Source organism: Alkalispirochaeta americana, assembly GCF_900156105.1.
GTDB lineage: Bacteria > Spirochaetota > Spirochaetia > DSM-27196 > Alkalispirochaetaceae > Alkalispirochaeta > Alkalispirochaeta americana.
This window is the reverse complement of sequence record NZ_FTMS01000001.1, coordinates 210,161-226,846: the sequence shown is the minus strand read 5'-3', so window position 1 is coordinate 226,846 and position 16,686 is coordinate 210,161. Positions and strand designations below refer to the sequence as shown.

Below are 16,686 nucleotides of genomic sequence, written 5' to 3'. Positions count from 1 at the left end.
GAGTACATCCCCTAGCCCGTGAGGGCAACCTGGCGGTTCAGACGGGAAAGGCGTTGCGCCAGAAGGCGCGCGAGGAAAATCCCGTAATGGGGCTGACGACGAATCCCCGAGACAAAGGTATTTTTTGATACCTTGATCAGGGTACTGGCCGTTCTGGCCACCACCGTGGCAGACCGGCGGTTTCCCAGGAGAAAGGACATCTCCCCCAGAAATATATCGTCCGGTGTCAGGGTTGCCACCAGCTGATCCTTGCTCAGGATGTCCAGGGTACCGCTCACGATGTAGTAGAGATCGTTCGAATCATCACCCTCGCGGAAAACGGCCTCGCCCGCCTCGAGGGTGATGGGACGTTCATCGGAAAAGAGGCCAGGCGTGGCGTTGGCCTCCTTCTGGTGGCGCACCTCGAAGGAGACTTCAGTCCCGGGATCATTATAGGAGAGACCGCTGAAGTAATGGCGCGCCATGCGGATACCGTGGCCGTGCAGATCGAGATTCACCTGGCTATCCTCAAAGCGGGTCCGCCAGTCAAAGCCCTCCCCCTCGTCGGAGACGGTAAAGCTCGATGACTCCCTTCCGATGGTATAGGAGACACCCACACGACGCCTGCCGATATCGGGGTCTTTGCATTTCGCCCGGATCAGGGGGATGATATCACCCTGATCGTGGAGGTGACGGTTCTTCTCTTCATAGGAGATCCCGCAGTTGCCATGCTCGATAGCGTTCATGATCAATTCAAAGAGCGTGACGTGAAGGCGATCCCGAAGCTCCAGGTCAATGTAGTTGCTGTTGAAGAGAAAGTTCGCGATGAGCGCAGCATAGGTCCGGGCGTTGTAGGGATCGTTATCCATCTCCAGATTTCCGTGAATGGTCCCGATAAAATCCATCTGCAAGTCCCTCTGGAAGAGAATCTGCCTGTTTTTATGGAGCAGATAAAGAACGCGAAAGAAGGTCTCCACAAACTCTCCCCGACGGATCATGGTGACCACGTTGGTCTCACGGGGCAAGTTCTCCACACGCGAGCTATCCTTGCGGGAATAGACCCCGATTACGCCCCCGTAATGAAGCCAGGGATCTTCCGTGATCGCCTGGATCAGGGCAACTCCGTCGATCAGGGGATCTGAAAAGTGCACCACCTGAAACTCGGGAAGCTCGTACCGGATATACTCCAGGGCCTCTTCGGAGGAGGTGAGAAACAAGGGCTCAAAGGCCTGACCGAAGCGGCTGCATATTCGCTTGATCCGATCGTTCAGGGCCGGATCACTGCTGATAACGGGAAAACGTCGCATGTCTGAAGTATCGGCAGGGAGGTGAAATCTATTGAACAGGAGAAGGCACGCTTGCCCGGGATCGGGGAATCCGGGGGGCGTCCTCTCGGGACGTGCCCTGCCGGGGGCCCTGTCGGAGACATTCCTTCCGGGGGTACTCCTGCGGGGGTACTCCTGCCGGGCGCAGCACAAAAAAAAACGGAGCCGCCGAAGCGACCCCGTTCCCTCTGCAACCCCGTTCTCTTCGAACGGCGACCACCCCCCGTGGGGACAGCCGGTCTGCTTGTGCAGTCTTACTTCGAGTAAAACTCGACAATAAGCTGTTCTTCCGCAATCGTGGGAATCATATCCCGCGTGGGAAGCATAGACACCTTACCGGTGAGATCATCCTGAGAGACTTCAATCCACGGCGCAGCCTGCCGGGAAGAGTTCTCCGAGACGAGTCGGCGCATGAGCATCTCGCTGCTCTTTTTGGGCTTGCCGGCGATCAGATCACCGGGACGTACCAGCGCACTGGGAACAGTCATCTTGCGTCCGTTGAGATGGATATGACCGTGGCTTACGAGCTGACGGGCCTGCCGTCGGCTTGCAGCCATTCCCATGCGATACACCACGTTATCGAGCCGCCGTTCCAGCATGATCAGCATGTTGTGTCCAGCCACGCCGCGCATGGATTTTGCCTTGTAAAAAAGGTTTCGGAACTGTCGCTCCGATAATCCGTAGGCGAACTTGACTTTCTGTTTCTCTTTCAGCTGTCGTGCATACTCGGTCTCGCGAATACGCCCCTTTTTGGGGTTGCCCGGCCCGTACGGTTTCTTTTTGAGCAGACGGTCGTACTTAGGGTTTCCAAAGACGTTAATGCCAAGATGGCGTGCAATTTTGCCTCGGGCTTTTGAAGGTCGGGCCATTCACTATTCTCCTTGTTTCTTCCAACGAACGCGTATCGAGGCGAAATAATATGCCAACGACCACGCCCTGTCAAGTCTGATTGACTACAGTCGGATTGCTTACAGTCTCATGACTGCACTTTTATGACTACTTCTTTCGGGCTCCAAAGAGACCCTTGAGTTTTCCCACAATACCCCGGGGTTCCTCCCGGGAGACCTCCCCAGCCGGGGGATGAACCCTTTCCGGTGAGGCCTTTTTCGGAGCGTCCCTCTTGGGGGATGCCTTTGCTCCCGCTGCAGGTGCTCTCTGTGCCGGAGCGGGTGTGCCGGCCCCGGCCCTGGAAGCAGAATCCCTGGACGCCGAGGCCCCGCTGCGACGGCGGCCGGAGGAGCGCTTGCTTTTTTTCCGGGGCTGATCCCCCCCCAGGTTTGCGAGCATCTCGTCGGTGGGCTGAAAATCTTCACCGTATTTCTTCCGGTAGTAGGCCAGGCGCTGTTCCAGGGTATCGCCCGAGCTAGGTGCGGCCCCCACAGGCTCGGCACTTCGCCGCATTCGCCCTGGCGGAGGCGTTTTCTTGCCCCGGAGGCGCTCGTCGCGGTGGTCTTCCTGCCGCCCCTCGTGGCGGCGACCTTCGTGGTGCCGACCTTCGGCAGACCGCCCCTCGTGGCGGCGACCTTCGTGGTGCCGACCTTCGGAGCGGGGACGTTCCCGCCGTCTCTCGCCACCGGGACTGCGCCGTCCTCCGTCACGATCACGACTCCGGCGTCCGTCACGGTCACGGTCACGTCCTCCCGATTCGAGGTGAATCCGCCTGCCGGCACTGGCATCCTCCCGATACAAATCGGGCGTGAGTTCCCCCACGGGAATCTTCTGATTGATATACCGCTCGATCGCATCGAGGCTGAAGACATAGCGCTCACACGCCAGAGTAACGGCCTTGCCGCTCTCTCCGGCCCGGGCGGTACGCCCAATCCGGTGCACATAGGCCTCGATATCCTCGGGAAGATCGTAGTTGACCACCATATCCAGGTTGTCGATATGAAGACCCCGGGCGGCCACATCGGTTGCAACAAGAAACTCGGCCTCTCCCGCCTTCAGTTTTGTGATGATCGAAAGGCGCTTCTTTTGCGGCAAGTCCCCGCTGATATACTCCGTAGGAAAGCCGTTCATGGCCAGACGCCGGGAGATTTCCTCGGCCGCCCGTTTTGTGTTGGTGAAGACAATCGCGTTCCGGGGCTGATCCCGCTCCAGAATTCCCAGGAGCACCGACATCTTGTCCCGGGAAGCCACATGGAGCAACTCCTGTTGCACTTTATCAACCGTCACCTGCTCCGGGGCAACCTCGATCTCGGCGGGGTTGTTCATGTGCTCCCAGGCGATATTCCGGGCCTTCGTTCCCAGGGTGGCACTGAAGAGCATATTCAAGCGCTCTTCCCGGGGACGCATCCTGCGAAGCATCTTGCGCAAATCGGGGTAAAACCCCATATCGAGAAGCCGATCAGCCTCGTCGATGATAACCACACCGTTTGTCCGCAAGTCCATGGAACCGGACTGACTCAGGTCAAGAATTCTGCCGGGAGTTCCCACCAGGATATTCACCCCTTGGGAGAGCGCTTTTTGCTGCCCCTCATAGCCGACACCACCGTGAAAAACCTCGGTGCTGAGGGGCAACCCCTCTGCCAGGAGATTTGCCTCGTCCTTGATTTGAACGGCTAGCTCCCGCGTGGGAGCAATGACAATAGCGGTGGTACCGCGAAAGCGTTCGTTATGCAAAAGCAGATGAAAGGTGGGCAACAAGAAAGCGGCTGTTTTTCCCGTTCCGGTCTGGGATTGAACCATCACATCCCGCCCGTCCAGCACCAAGGGGATAGCCTGTGCCTGTACAGGTGTGCACTCCTCAAACCCGGCGGCCGCAACGCCGGAAAGAATCGCACTGTCCAGTTGGAGTTCGTCGAATTTCATATGCCTCAAGCCTACCGGATATTGCGCTCAGCGACAACGCATCCAGGCGCTGTATCGGCGTTCTGGATCGAAGTTCTCAAGAGGAGACCTCCACATCGGCGGAATAATCGATCTCGGGGAATCCAAACCCGTGAATTTTGAGAAAATCCTCCTTGATCCCCTCGACATCCCCCAAAAGAGGGAGGGTCTCGACGGTGATCTTCTCCCAGTCCCGCTCGACCTCGTCCTGCACGTCCTGGCGCATCTCCCAATCATCAATACGAATCCTGCCCAGGGAATCCACCGGCGGCTCTTCCCCGGTGAAAAGTTTCTCCGAAAAGAGCCGGAGGCATTGTTCGATCGTCCCCTCGTGGAGCCCCTTCTCCTTCATGATCCGGTAGAGAAGCGCCAGATAGAGGGGAACGGCGGGAATCACCGAGCTGGCACGAGTCACAAGGGCCTTGTTTACCGACACCCAGGCTCGTCCGCCGGATTCGCGAAGGACCGTGTCCAGACTGCGGGCGGTCTCTTCCAGATGATCCTTGGCGCGCCCTATTGTTCCATCACGGTAGAGGGGAAAGGTCAGCTTGGGACCGATGTAGGAATAGGCCACGGTGACAGCCCCGGGAGCAAGAACTCCCCCCGCCTGAAGAGCCTTGATCCAAAGCTCCCAGTCCTCGCCACCCATGACCTTCACGGTCTGGGCGATCTCCTCCTCCGTCGCCGCGGGAACGGTGGCCTCTGCCACCTCACCAGTTCGGCTATCCAGGGAGAGAGCCCGATAGTCGCGGCCAATCGGCTTGAGGGTCGACCGGTACATCTCACCGGTATCGGGATCTATCCGCACCCCCGAAGCCAGACTGTAGACCACAAAGTCTACCTGCTCCATCATGGAGCGGATTTCCCGGATCGTCTCTTCTTTCACCTGGTGCGAGAAGGCATCGCCGATGATGCTCTTGTGCTGAAGCCCCGCTGCGCCAGCCTCTTTCTGGAAGGCCTGATCCAGGTACCAGCCCGCCGAAGCGGTGCGGGAGCCCTTGGCGGGTGTCTCGAAGGAGACCCCGATTGTCCGGGCGCCGGCCCCGAAGGCAGCGGCGATCCGCGACGAGAGGCCGTATCCGGCAGAAGCCCCGATGACAAGAACCCGTTTGGGTGCTGTCACGGGGCCTGCCTGGCGCACGTGGGCGATCTGTTGCTGTACGTTCAACGCACACCCTCCAGGATGGGCGTTCATACAGATATTGTTGCGTATCATCGGTTGAATAATCATAGCTCTTTTCCCCGTTCTGTTTTCTCTGTTTGGCTCTTTGTGCCTGCTCTCTGGCGGCGCTCGGACAACGCCCGCTCTGGCCGGTGGCCTTTCTGCGGTTGCCTCGCCGCCTCCTGTGGAGGGAGCACCGGGAGCAGGGGCCGTATCTCGGCCCGAGACCGTTAAAATATCACAGATAGCAGCCTCTGGCCAGCGCCACAAAAACCTTCTATTCTGGAAGTATAATGGATATCTATCGTTTTCTGACACACCTTGCGCTACGAAGAATACTCCTGGGAAGCATCCTTGCCATTTCAGGGGGAGCAGCTCTCTTGGGGGCTCCCCTGGCCGGGCGCGGAGCCGGCGTTGCCGCCGCAGCAGGAGGAACGATTCTCCTGCTTTTGGGATATCTGGCGGGACTTCGGGCACGGCAGGGCGCAGGGAGCTACCCCGACGAATACCGCGTTGTGGCCCAGACCCAAAGGTTGCGGAAATGCCTGGGGATGGCGCTGCGCCTGGAGACCCTGGCCTTCCTGGCGGGAGCCCTGGCAACGCCCCTGACCACGGAGCATCCCTTCCTTCAGGGGGTGGCCATCGGCTCTGCCCTGACGGCGGGAATCTTTATTCTTTTCGATGCGATCCACCACCGCTATCTACCTTCTCAGCCCCCTGCGTGGTATGATCCCGCGGTATGAGCACCACGAAGATAGAACCAAAACGTTGGGATGCCCTGAGCGATCCCGAACGGGCGCGCATCATGGCTCGCTCCCAGATCGATATCGAATCCCTGGTTGCACAGGCCAGGCCGATCGTCCAGGCAGTAGAGCAGGAGGGCGACGCAGCCCTCATCCGCTACGCCCGGGAACTGGACCAGGCCGACATCTCATCCCGGGGGATCGCCGTGTCACCCGCCGAGTTTGACCAGGCCGAAGCGGATCTCCCCCGAACACTCCGGGAGGCGATCGATTTCTCCATCGAAAATATCCGCCGGTTTCACCAGGCCCAGGTCGAACGAGCCATGATCACTGTGGAGGTCCGCCCCGGGATCATCGCCTCGGAGCGCTCCACCCCCATAGAAAAGGTAGGCCTCTACGTGCCCAGCGGCAGAGGCAGTTTCCCCTCCATGCTCTATATGCTGGCTGTACCTGCCGTCCTGGCCGAGGTTCCCCTCCTGGCCGTGACCACACCACCCCGACCCGACGGATCTGTGGATCCGGCAGTCCTCTACGCAGCCCGCCGGTGCGGTCTGGAAAGGGTGTACCGCGCCGGAGGCGCCCAAGCCGTGGCCGCCCTGGCCTACGGAACGGAAACGGTTCCCGCGGTCCACAAGATTGTTGGCCCCGGAAGCGCCTGGGTTGCGGCAGCCAAGCGAATCGTCGCAGACCGGGTCGATGTAGGAGTTCCTGCAGGCCCCTCGGAGTCGATCGTTCTTGCCGACGAGAGCGCCCGGGCCTGGAAGGTCTCGCTGGACCTGATGATCGAGGCTGAACACGGCAGTGATTCATCGGCGCTTCTGGTCACTCCCTCGGAAAGACTGGCCCGGGAAGTGGCCGATCAGGTATCTTCCCTGATCGACCAGGTGCCGGAACCGCGAAAAACCTTTCTTCGCGACGTTTTTACCGGCTACGGGGGCATCATCGTGGCCGCCGACGAGGACCAGGCCGTGGAGATCGTAAACGACTTCGCCCCGGAACACCTGCTGATCACCTGTGAGGATTCCCGGGCCCTGGCTTCGAGAATCACCAACGCCTCGGAGATCCTTATCGGCGAGCACAGCGCCTTCAGTCTGGCAAACTACGCAGCAGGACCCAACGCGGTTCTCCCCACGGGGGGGTGGGCCCGCACCTTCGGGCCTGTCTCGGTGCGAGACTTCCGGAAAAGCTCCTCCCTGATCGAGATCACTCCCCGGGGATACCAGACCATGAAGGATCATGTGATCACCCTGGCCGACAGCGAAGGGTTTTATACTCATGCCATGGCCCTGCGGCGCCGCGACGAGGACACTGCCTCGTCATGACCCCGGGCAACCAGGATGAGCACCCTCAAAACCGGCAATCCCGGAGCCAGGCTTCCCCGGACCAATGGACCCTGGACGAGGCCTTCCGACGCTTCGAGTCCCGCACCAACCTGGAGCGAGGCGGCACCCCCCGCCTGCGCCAGTATCGCCTCAACCGCATGGAAACGCTCCTTCAGCGCCTGGGAAACCCCCACGCCGGGCTTCCCGTAATCCACGTGGCCGGCTCCAAGGGGAAGGGCTCAACCGCAGCCTTCACGGCGGAGCTCCTTGCCGCTGCCGGCCACCGCGTGGGGCTCTACACATCTCCCCACGTGACTGACTATCGGGAGCGGTTCCGGGTTTTGACTGGCGGCCGGGAAGAGACAGACCGGGAAGAGACAGACCGGGAAGAGACAGATCGGGACGGGAACACCACCCGGGACGCCTCACCCGAGGAAATCCTCCTGAACGAGAGCCTCCGGGTCTGGAATCTGGTACCCTCCCTGGAACAGGAAGGCTGCCCCCCCGATGAGCTCCCCACAACCTTCGAGCTTCTCACGGCCCTGGCCTTCTGTGCCTTCACCTCCGCTGGCTGCGAGTTCGCCGTCCTTGAGACGGGTCTGGGAGGACGCCTGGACGCGACGAACCTCTGCAAGCCCATCCTGACGATCATCACCCGGCTGGAGCTGGAACACCAGGACTACCTGGGAGACACCCTGCCGGAAATAGCCCGGGAAAAAGCAGGGATCATCAAGGAGGGCATCCCCCTGATCACAGCCCCCCAGCGAAGAGACGCCCGACGGGTCCTTGCCCTGGAGGCAGCCCGGCTCGGCGCGCCCCTGCTGCGCCTGCATCCCCTGCCCCGTACCATCCCCCTGACCCTGGGAGGCGAGGTTCAGCGGATCAACGCCGCACTGGCCCTGGAGGCCTACCGGGAACTGCTCCGACGGAAATCAGTCCGCCAGGCCCCCCGGCAGATCCTGGAAGAAGCCCTGACCCGAACAACCCTTCCGGGCCGGGGCGAACGCCTGGCAGACCTCTACCTGGATGGCGCCCACACCCCCGAGAGCGTAGCTCAAGCAGTTCGAACACTGACCCGGCCGGGAAGCGTGGCAATCCTGGGAGTGGTCGACGGAAAGGATCTGAGGGGCATCGCCAAAGCGCTCCGACCGGGCGTATCCCGGGTGATCGTCTCCCGACCGGGAACGTTCAAACCGGGAGATCCCCGGACCGTTTTTCGAACCCTTCAGGAGGAAGGCCTTTCTGCGGAGCTGATCCCCGATCCCGGGGAAGCCCTGATCCGGGCCCGGGAGCTGAACAGCCTCGATCGTTCCTCCTGCAGGGAAGCCCCGCCCATTCTGGTGACAGGATCCTTCTACATGGTGGGAGAAATCCGCCGCCTTGCCCTGAAGGAGCCCCTCCATGCCGAAGCCCCTCCGGAGGGAACGCAGCCGTGTCACTGAACAACGCTGAAATCGACCTGATTCTGCAGGAGCTGGAACTCCCGGGACAGTCGATCCAGAAAATTATTCAACCCGATTTCCGCAACCTCTTCCTCCAGCTCTATCAGCCTCATCAGGCATGGTGGCTCCGAATATGCCTGGAACATCCCCGGGTTCGCCTCCACAAAACAAACGCCCCGCCCCGGGCAAAACGAAGCCACCAGCGGTTTGAGTCCTTTCTCCACGCCCGCCTCCGGGGAGGCCGCATCGTCTCGGCAGAGCACCTCTTCCAGGACCGCATCGTCCGACTGGAGATTCTCCACAACGGAGAACTCACCAAGACCTACCTGCGCTTCTGGGGCACCCGCTCAAACATCGTCGTCACCGATACCTCGGATACAATCCTGGATGCCTTTTTCCGCAAACCCTCCCAGGACATCGAAAGCGGCCGCATCTTTCTCCCCTCCCCGCCGGAACGGTTCGAGCTCCGGGATGTCCGTCCCGTGCCCGAAACGATGTCCTTCAACGACGCGATCGAAGAGATCTATCACCAGCAAGAGCGGACCCTGGAACGGGAACGGCTGGAAACAACCTGCCGGCGCACGCTGGAACGCCGCCGGGACCGGCTTCTGGCACGCCTGGCCGAAATAGACCGGGGGCGGACCCAGGCAGCCGACGCCGATCAATACCAGCACTACGGAGAACTGATTCTCGCCTTCCTCTACCGGGGAAAACCCGGCGACACCTGGCTCGATGTAGAAGATTATGCCCGGGACAACCGCCCCGTGAGGATCACCCTGGACCCCCAGGCGTCTCTTCCCGAGAATGCCCAGGCCTTTTTCGAAAAGGCCGCCAAGGCCCGGAAAAACCAGGCCTTTCTTCAGGATACCGCCGAAAATCTCCAGCGGGGAATCGCCGAAGCGGAGGCGACCCTGCACGAGCTGGACCAATGCGAGATATCCCGGTTGCGGGAACTGGCCCACCACCTGGAGCAAACCGGCAAAAGCAACCGGGCCACGGAAAGCACCGGGCCAGGCCTTCACTTCTCCTCCCGGGGCTTTCAGATTCTGGTAGGACGAAATGCCCGGGAAAACGACCACCTCCTGCGAAAGTCCGTGCGGGGAAACGACTGGTGGCTCCACACCAGGGACTGTCCCGGAGGATACGTCTTCATCAAGGGCCAGAAAAACCGCTCCGTTCCCCTGGAGGTCCTTCTTGATGCGGGAAACCTGGCGGTCTTCTTCAGCCAGGCCAGAAAAAACGGCCAGGCCCACCTCTACTACACCCAGGTCAAATACCTGCGCCGTGCCAAGGACGGCCCCAGAGGGCTGGTTCTTCCCACGCAAGAGAAAAACCTGGAAATCCGCCTCGACCAGGAACGGCTTCGCGCCCTGGGCATCGGATCGGACCTCTCTTCGCCAGGGGAACCCTGACCACAATCACGGCATCTCCAGATGCCGTGCAGCCCCCGCAGCCCCCCCATACAGAGGCTCCGTACAGAGGCCCCGTGCAAGTAATGTGCAAGCACCAGAAAAGGCCAAACAAAAAGATGCGACAACACTCGAAGACCCCCGGGAAATGATCTATACTTTCAAAGATGATTCGATCAATGCTTGCCGAAGGGCTGTACTACGAGAGCGACCCGGAGCAACTGCGAAAATCCCTCCAGCGGGCCCTGGCCAACACCTCGGCAACACCCGGCCACTCCCGCACAGTGGTTGCTCCCTACGGGGCCTACAGCATCACCCTTCCCTACGTAATGAAGGCCCTTCGAACCGTCCTTGACCGGCGGCCCGAGATGATCATCCTCCTGGCAGCACCCCACGCTGACACCCGGGGGCGCGTGTTGCTCCCCGAGTCGACCAGCTTTTCCACACCCTTCGGAGAGCTCCCCATAGAAACAGAAACCCTCTCTTCCCTGGCAAAATCTTCGACGATCTTCCAGTTCGATGAAGTCGCTCACCTGCAGAACCACAGCCTGGAGCTGATGCTCCCGCCCCTGCACTATCTCTTCGGGCCGGTTCCCCTGCTCCCCCTGCTGGTGGAGGAGCTTACCCCCCTGGAGATCCGCTACGTGGCAAGAACCCTCTCACACCTTGTCATGACGAGGGAGGTCGTCACCCTGGTCAGCGCCAATCTCAGCGGATTCACAACGCCCCGCGAGGCCGATGCGCGGGCCAGAAACATGATCAGACTCATCATGGACGCTCCCGGGGAGGCGATCCTGGCCCCCCTGGAAACAATCTCCTCTCCCCCCCGCTCCCTCTCTCCCCTCGCAGTCGGTCACATCCTGGCAGGCGATACCACTCGCCCTTCCCTGCTCAGCCGTGGTACCTTTGAGACCGATTATCACGGCGAAACGGCGAGCGTTGTCTTCGCATCGATCGCCTACATCTAGGCCCCGGCAGAGCACATTCCAGTCGAGGCAGGGAAAGGGACCAACACATCATGACCGAGGAATCCACCGCAAGCCGAATCCTTCTCTCCGGCCAGGACCCACCCCTTCTGGCGCTATGCTGTGGGATAGAGCCCAGAGGCCACACCGCACAGAACGTGAGCGCCGCAGCCCGCCGGGGCGGCTGTATCGCCGGCCCCCACAAATCCACGCCCTGGCCCATAGCCCGGGTTCTTCGCCTCGAAGGAACCTACTACCTGGCCGGCCCACCCCTGGAGGGCGAGACCCTGGAAGAACTCCTTCCCTGGAAACCGGACCAGCCCGTCCCCCCATGGGTCACCCCTTTTCTCCAGGCCCTGGTGCGGGAACTGCCCGAGGGGCGGTACTCCCTTTGCAACATCAGAACATCCCTGGTTACTCCCCAGGGGGATCTGCTCCTCCTGGACTCCCGCCTGTGCCGGGAAATCAACCAGGGTTTACCGGGAACCCTGCGGAATCATCTGCTTGAGCCCTACTGGAACGATCGCCTGGGCCGGGAAGCAGCAGCCCGTCCTCTCCCTGCTGCCGTCTATCAGACAGCGGCAATCATCTATCAGGCCCTGACTGGAGAGCCTCCGGCAAAAGGACCTGCCAAACAGGACGAGGACCCAACCGTGGAGATCAGACCCCTCCATAGTCTCCGCCCGGAGGTGCTCCCCCAGGTCGCATCCATTCTGGACGACCTGCTCCAGGGCGCACGGCCGGCCGACCTTGAGGCGCTTGAGCTCATCCTGGAAGCGGTCCGGGAAAACCGGGGAGCCTGGCTCGAGGATATCCCTCACCAGGAGCGCCAGGCCAGACAGGACTCCGCCCTGGAGCAGTTTCAACGCGACCAGCGCCAGCGTCGGGGAAAAACCTTCTGGCGAAAAAACCGCAGCCGCATCGTGGTGATCGCCGCCGTAGCCCTGGTGCTCTCAACGATCCCTGCAGCGATGATCAGAAGCCGTCTGGCAGCCCCTGCCACAGCCGGGCTTGCTCCCCTGGAACTGGTAGAAGGATTTTATCAGGCCTGGAACGCCCTGGACCATCTCTTTATGGACGACGCCACCGGGAAGGGCGTTGCCCGCGCAACGATACGGGAGGTGACAAATCTCTATGTGATCGACCGGGTCCAGACCGCTCACGAACGGCACAGCCGGTTTCGCACCCCCCGGGAATGGCAGGAAGCGGGAAACCCGCCGGACCTTATACCCTACGGGATATCGAATCTGGAGATCACTCCCCTCGGAGAGGATGACCAGGCATTCCTGGCCCAAGTTGATTATGCCCTCTGGAGACCCGAGGGGGCCGCCGCCGACGATCAGGAGAAACCGGCGATCATCATCGCCTGGACCCGGGACGTGCTGAGACTCGAACCGTCCCGCCATGGCTGGCTCATTACAGAGATCACCTCGACGGTGCAGGAGCTGGAAGAGATCACCCTGGCCCCTCCTGAAGACTAGCCACAGGAAGACTAGCCACAGGAAGACTAGTCAGCCACAAGGCTGATCAGGTACGAGATCAGCCCCGAGGTAATGAGCACCGCTCCCGAGCCCATGAGCGCCACCGAGGCTCCTCCCTGATCGAGGTCGGAAACACTGCGGTAGCCATCGTCGTACCAGGCCAGCGAGGCACCCCAAATCTCCAGGGCGAGCCCCAGACCAACCATCCAGTGACCAGCCCGGCGGGTCTGCCTGCTCAAGGAAGGAGCATCCCGGGGTTCGATAACCCGGCGGGCTCTCCCCGAGGGCCTGTCGTCCTGCAGATCGAGGGTCCTGTCGGGAACGATCTCCTGCCCCGGAGGAATCTCCTCTCCCGGCAGGAACGCCTCCAGGGCCGGGGCTTCACCGCCCTCACGAAGACGCCGGGTCTCCTCCAAACGCCGCCGCTCCTGATCGATCTCATCCACCCTCTGGCGGACACCGGGAAAGCGCTCGTCGATGGCAGCCGGATCGAGAGGCTCCTCGCGATAATCCTGTTGCTGCCAGAAAACCTGAATCTCCTCTTCAAGCTCCCGGCGCTCGAACCGGACCGGCCGGGCCGGAGCGGTCTCCCCCAGGGGAGGATCCAGGGGCCTCAGATCGGTCTCGTCCCGCAGCGCCAGCGCTTCAGGAACCTCGGTCCTCACCAAAACCATCTCGTTTGCACCAAGCTGGACCACCTGGGGCTCGGCACTATCGGCGGGCATCGAGGGGTCAGGACGGTCCCGCACCTCCACGCTTCCCGAGAACGTATAGACCCGGGTTTGCAGCTCCCCGGGACTGGCCCGGTCAACCACCGTATCAAATCCAAAATCAGTCCCGCGAACCCCTGCCACGGCTGAAAACCCGCGAACCTCGAAGGGGTCATCCCGGAGCGCTCGCTCCACCCTGGCGCGCAGACGCCCGTAGGAGACAGCCAGCCCGCCGCCGCCCTCCTGACCCAGCCGTTCTATCTCGAAGGTGGTGTTCTCGGCAACTTTCACCACCGTGCGGGACGGCACAAGCTGGATCTCCAGAAATGTATCCGGGTCGGTCTGAACGAGATCACCCGCCAAGAGGGGCATGCCGATCACATCGTCGGTGAGCACATCGTAGGAGGAAAGCTGGCCGTTGCGAAAGATCGATACATCGTACCCTTCGGCGTAGATCACCACCGCAAAAGGGCGTTCTGCCCGGGCATCACCAGGCGCCCCGGCGCCACGGGCCCCCTCTGCAAAGAGAGAACCTGCCCCGGCGACCATGGCCAGAATCAAAACGGCAGGGAGAAGACCAGGGAAACCCCGAATCGGCCCGCGAGGACCAGACGAAAAGAAACGGTTCATACTCTTACTGTAGCGCCACGGGCGGGGAATCACAACTGCCAAAGCCCAGGAACGACACCCGCCGATTCCCCCGAAGACTTGCGCGAGATACCGTTTAAGAGTACTTTTTACGGGTGAACCTCTCCACAAGCCCTGGCGTACTGTGTTTCGTCGCTCCCGACGAGACCATAACCGAGCTTCTTCAGAACCCCCTCCCCCAGGAGGTGAGCTATACCGCTCATTTCAACCAGGCCGAGGAGTTCTTTCTGAAGCTGGACACAGCCTTTCAGGTTCCCTCCTTTCCCATCCATCACGATGTCCGCCTTGCCACGCCCGGGAGGGAATATCAAAAAGCGATCCAGTCGCTCCTGCAGGATCTGTACCAGCTGCTGCCGGAAATTTTCCAGGGTCTCCGCTATGCCTTTGACCCCAGAGAGATCCTCCGCCCCGTATTTTACAAACTTTTTCGCCTGGAGGGGCGGCACTATCTCTTTCACCTCCGCCTGGACATATCCTTTCGACCAACCCTCCACCGGGTCATAGAGAAAGGCTCCAACGACCAGACCCCTCGCTACGAGAGCAACCTGGCCCCCCTGGAGGCGAGTCTCCTTCCCCTGGCTGATCCCCCCGTGGGAGAAGAGCCCCGGGAACTCCGGGTAGATCAACTAATTTCCGATACCTGGATCGGTGAGACCGGGAGAGGCTACTTTGTGGAGGGAATCTGGATCGACAACGACCTGACAAAGTTTTTCTCCCGCCTGGTGATCCCCCGGGGGAAACGGCTCTACCCCTATTACCCCCTGACAAGCCGTTTCAGGACCCTCTCCCACACCCCCCTGGATCTCCGCGTCCAGGAACGGCCCCGGGCCGTGCCGCTTCTCCACAAGACCAGGCTCTTTCTGGAGCCCCACCTGGAAGCGATCCAGCAGACCCTCCGATCGGAACCCTTTTCGGAAGATCTTCCGCTGTTTCAGGAACTGAAAGAACTGGTCCCGGAGGATCTTCAGGCCCCCTGGCAGGACATCTCCCTCCGGGCCTACCTGAATCAGGATGATATGAAGGAGTTCGAAGTGCATCTTCCCGGAGCCCCGGCGTGACAGAACCATCAGGCATAGAACCATCAGGGACAGAACCACCAAAAACAAAACCTCCCGAGAAGGAGTCTCCCCTGAAGGGGCGTCGTGTCACCGTCATGGGGCTGGGGCTTCACGGGGGCGGCCTTGCGGCGGCGCGCTACCTCACATCCTGCGGAGCCCGGGTAACCGTCACCGATCTGCGCTCGCCCCGTGAGCTTGCCCCGACCCTGGAGAAACTTCCCCGGGAAGTCCGCTGCGTTTTGGGAGAGCACCGGGAAGAAGACTTTTCCAAAGCAGATCTGGTGGTGAAAAATCCCGCCGTGCCCCGCAGTGCCCCCCTCCTCCGGCTGGCACCGGCCGTGACCACCGATATCGCCCTCTTCCTTGCTCACTGGCGGCAGGCCGGGCCTTCTCCCGGGCCTCTGGTAGCGATCACCGGAACCAAGGGGAAGAGCAGCACCGCCGGCGCCACAGCTTCCCTGCTCGCACAGCACTTCCCCGGGACAAAACTGGGAGGAAACATAACCATATCTCCCTTGAGCTTCCTCGAAGAACTCCAGCCGGGAGATCCCGTAGTGCTGGAGCTCTCGTCGTTTCAACTGGGAGACCTTCGATTCTGCCGAGACCATAACGGCCAACGCTCCGGCCAGCCCCTGCCCCGGGAGATTCTCTTTCCCGAACTCCTCCTCTCGGTGGGGATCATTACCAACATCCTCCCCGATCATCAGGACTACTACCCTTCCCTCGAGGAATATGTCCTGGACAAGGAGGAGCTTCTCCAGTCTTTTCAGAAGAAAGCCCTCTGCATCCTGGGAGAACAGCCCCCCTGGAGCGACCGGTTCCGGCGCGCCCTGGCCAGGTCTGCCGAAGTAACTCTGGCGGTCATCTCCCGGGAGACCGTCCCTCCGGGGCTGCTTCCGGAGACACCCCTTCTCAGGGGAGACCACATGCTGGGCAATCTTGCCATGGCTGCCTCGGCAGCCTGGTATCTGGGAGTCCCCCCCGGGAAAATACGTTCGGGAGCAGAAACCTTCTCAGGAGTTCCCCATCGACTGGAGCACCTGGGACAAAAAAGAGGCATCTCCTTCGTCAACGACACGGCAGCCACCATCCCCGAGGCCGCCGAAGCAGCATCCCGGGCCTATCCCGAAGGAACAATCCTTCTGGCAGGAGGGAGCGACAAGGGGCTCGATCTCTCTCCCCTGGCAGAAGCAGGAAAAAGGGCCGTCTCGGGCGGAGGTGCCCTGGTTCTCCTGGCCGGGTCTGCCACAGAGCGGCTTCTGGCGCTCCTTCGGGACCAGAACGTGCCCTTCCACGGCCCCTGTAACTCCCTGGATGAAGCCTTTTCCCTGGCCCTGGAGCTGGCCCGGGAGCTGACCCTGAAGTTGCCCCTCGACCAGGGGAAAGAGCAGAACACCCCGGGGACGGTCCTGCTCTCACCGGGCTGCGCCTCCTTCGGGATGTTCAGGAACGAGTTCGACCGGGGCAACCAGTTCCGCGATCTGGTGCGGGCAACCCTTGATCAAACTCGGCAGAAGCCCCTCTAGGGAGTCTCGCGGGATCAGTTTTGTCCCGTTTCCAGGTTTTTTCGTTTCCGGGTTTTCGGGGCCTTCCTTCGGGGGTATAGTGTAACC

General features: G+C 61.2%; 13 protein-coding genes. 8 read left to right on the top strand and 5 right to left on the bottom strand.

The features are described from left to right. Positions 1–11: 11 nt before the first annotated feature. The 4 genes from BW950_RS00965 to fabV form a co-directional block, all read right to left on the bottom strand. Positions 12–1,286 carry a cyclic nucleotide-binding domain-containing protein gene (locus BW950_RS00965; protein WP_076487418.1) on the bottom strand — a complete coding sequence of 425 codons (1,275 nt, stop codon included), beginning with the start codon at positions 1,284–1,286 and terminating at the stop codon, positions 12–14. A 272-nt stretch (positions 1,287–1,558) separates the two neighbouring features. Beyond that, the gene (gene rpsD, locus BW950_RS00960; RefSeq protein WP_076487417.1) at positions 1,559–2,173 is read right to left on the bottom strand and encodes a 30S ribosomal protein S4; all 615 of its coding nucleotides are present in this window, start codon (positions 2,171–2,173) and stop codon (positions 1,559–1,561) included. A 127-nt stretch (positions 2,174–2,300) separates the two neighbouring features. Next, positions 2,301–4,115 (bottom strand): DEAD/DEAH box helicase, encoded by a 1,815-nt coding sequence (locus BW950_RS00955; protein WP_076487416.1) that lies wholly within the window; start codon positions 4,113–4,115, stop codon positions 2,301–2,303. A gap of 76 nt (positions 4,116–4,191) precedes the next feature. Further along, positions 4,192–5,364 carry an enoyl-ACP reductase FabV gene (gene fabV, locus BW950_RS00950; protein WP_076487415.1) on the bottom strand — a complete coding sequence of 391 codons (1,173 nt, stop codon included), beginning with the start codon at positions 5,362–5,364 and terminating at the stop codon, positions 4,192–4,194. Between the two features lie 224 nt (positions 5,365–5,588). Here fabV and BW950_RS00945 point away from each other — a divergent pair, with 224 nt between their 5' ends. The 6 genes from BW950_RS00945 (at position 5,589) to BW950_RS00920 (ending at position 12,657) form a co-directional block, all read left to right on the top strand. Continuing rightward, the gene (locus tag BW950_RS00945; RefSeq protein ID WP_076487414.1) at positions 5,589–6,038 is read left to right on the top strand and encodes a hypothetical protein; all 450 of its coding nucleotides are present in this window, start codon (positions 5,589–5,591) and stop codon (positions 6,036–6,038) included. Continuing rightward, complete coding sequence (hisD, locus tag BW950_RS00940) at positions 6,035–7,360, top strand: histidinol dehydrogenase (RefSeq protein ID WP_076487413.1); 1,326 nt, start codon at positions 6,035–6,037, stop codon at positions 7,358–7,360. Before BW950_RS00945 ends, hisD begins: the two co-directional genes overlap by 4 nt. After that, positions 7,357–8,802, top strand: coding sequence for a bifunctional folylpolyglutamate synthase/dihydrofolate synthase (locus tag BW950_RS00935; protein WP_076487412.1), 1,446 nt, complete (start codon positions 7,357–7,359; stop codon positions 8,800–8,802). The genes hisD and BW950_RS00935 overlap by 4 nt, the downstream gene beginning before the upstream one ends. Beyond that, the gene (locus BW950_RS00930) at positions 8,793–10,214 is read left to right on the top strand and encodes an NFACT RNA binding domain-containing protein (protein WP_076487411.1); all 1,422 of its coding nucleotides are present in this window, start codon (positions 8,793–8,795) and stop codon (positions 10,212–10,214) included. Before BW950_RS00935 ends, BW950_RS00930 begins: the two co-directional genes overlap by 10 nt. 164 nt (positions 10,215–10,378) lie before the next feature. Next, a complete protein-coding gene (gene amrB, locus BW950_RS00925; protein ID WP_083943621.1) occupies positions 10,379–11,179 on the top strand; it encodes an AmmeMemoRadiSam system protein B in 801 nt (266 codons plus the stop codon). Between the two features lie 50 nt (positions 11,180–11,229). Further along, positions 11,230–12,657: a serine/threonine-protein kinase gene (locus tag BW950_RS00920; RefSeq protein ID WP_076487409.1), complete on the top strand. Its 1,428-nt coding sequence runs from the start codon at positions 11,230–11,232 to the stop codon at positions 12,655–12,657. A gap of 26 nt (positions 12,658–12,683) precedes the next feature. Here BW950_RS00920 and BW950_RS00915 read toward each other — a convergent pair whose 3' ends face one another. After that, complete coding sequence (locus BW950_RS00915; protein WP_076487408.1) at positions 12,684–13,997, bottom strand: FecR domain-containing protein; 1,314 nt, start codon at positions 13,995–13,997, stop codon at positions 12,684–12,686. Positions 13,998–14,110: 113 nt separating this feature from the next. Here BW950_RS00915 and BW950_RS00910 point away from each other — a divergent pair, with 113 nt between their 5' ends. Beyond that, positions 14,111–15,073, top strand: a complete 963-nt coding sequence (locus BW950_RS00910; protein WP_076487407.1) for a hypothetical protein — start codon at positions 14,111–14,113, stop codon at positions 15,071–15,073. After that, entirely contained in the window at positions 15,070–16,599 is a 1,530-nt protein-coding gene (murD, locus tag BW950_RS00905; protein WP_234968994.1) for a UDP-N-acetylmuramoyl-L-alanine--D-glutamate ligase, read from the top strand. Before BW950_RS00910 ends, murD begins: the two co-directional genes overlap by 4 nt. Positions 16,600–16,686: the final 87 nt, after the last annotated feature.

Excerpts from the sequence above, each read along its gene's own strand:
- rpsD (WP_076487417.1), bottom strand. The coding sequence starts at position 2,173 with ATGGCCCGACCTTCAAAAGCCCGAGGCAAAATTGCACGCCATCTTGGC.
- BW950_RS00965 (WP_076487418.1), bottom strand. The coding sequence starts at position 1,286 with ATGCGACGTTTTCCCGTTATCAGCAGTGATCCGGCCCTGAACGATCGG.
- amrB (WP_083943621.1), top strand. The coding sequence starts at position 10,379 with ATGATTCGATCAATGCTTGCCGAAGGGCTGTACTACGAGAGCGACCCG.
- BW950_RS00920 (WP_076487409.1), top strand. The coding sequence starts at position 11,230 with ATGACCGAGGAATCCACCGCAAGCCGAATCCTTCTCTCCGGCCAGGAC.
- BW950_RS00935 (WP_076487412.1), top strand. The coding sequence starts at position 7,357 with ATGACCCCGGGCAACCAGGATGAGCACCCTCAAAACCGGCAATCCCGG.
- BW950_RS00915 (WP_076487408.1), bottom strand. The coding sequence starts at position 13,997 with ATGAACCGTTTCTTTTCGTCTGGTCCTCGCGGGCCGATTCGGGGTTTC.
- hisD (WP_076487413.1), top strand. The coding sequence starts at position 6,035 with ATGAGCACCACGAAGATAGAACCAAAACGTTGGGATGCCCTGAGCGAT.
- BW950_RS00955 (WP_076487416.1), bottom strand. The coding sequence starts at position 4,115 with ATGAAATTCGACGAACTCCAACTGGACAGTGCGATTCTTTCCGGCGTT.
- fabV (WP_076487415.1), bottom strand. The coding sequence starts at position 5,364 with ATGATTATTCAACCGATGATACGCAACAATATCTGTATGAACGCCCAT.
- BW950_RS00945 (WP_076487414.1), top strand. The coding sequence starts at position 5,589 with ATGGATATCTATCGTTTTCTGACACACCTTGCGCTACGAAGAATACTC.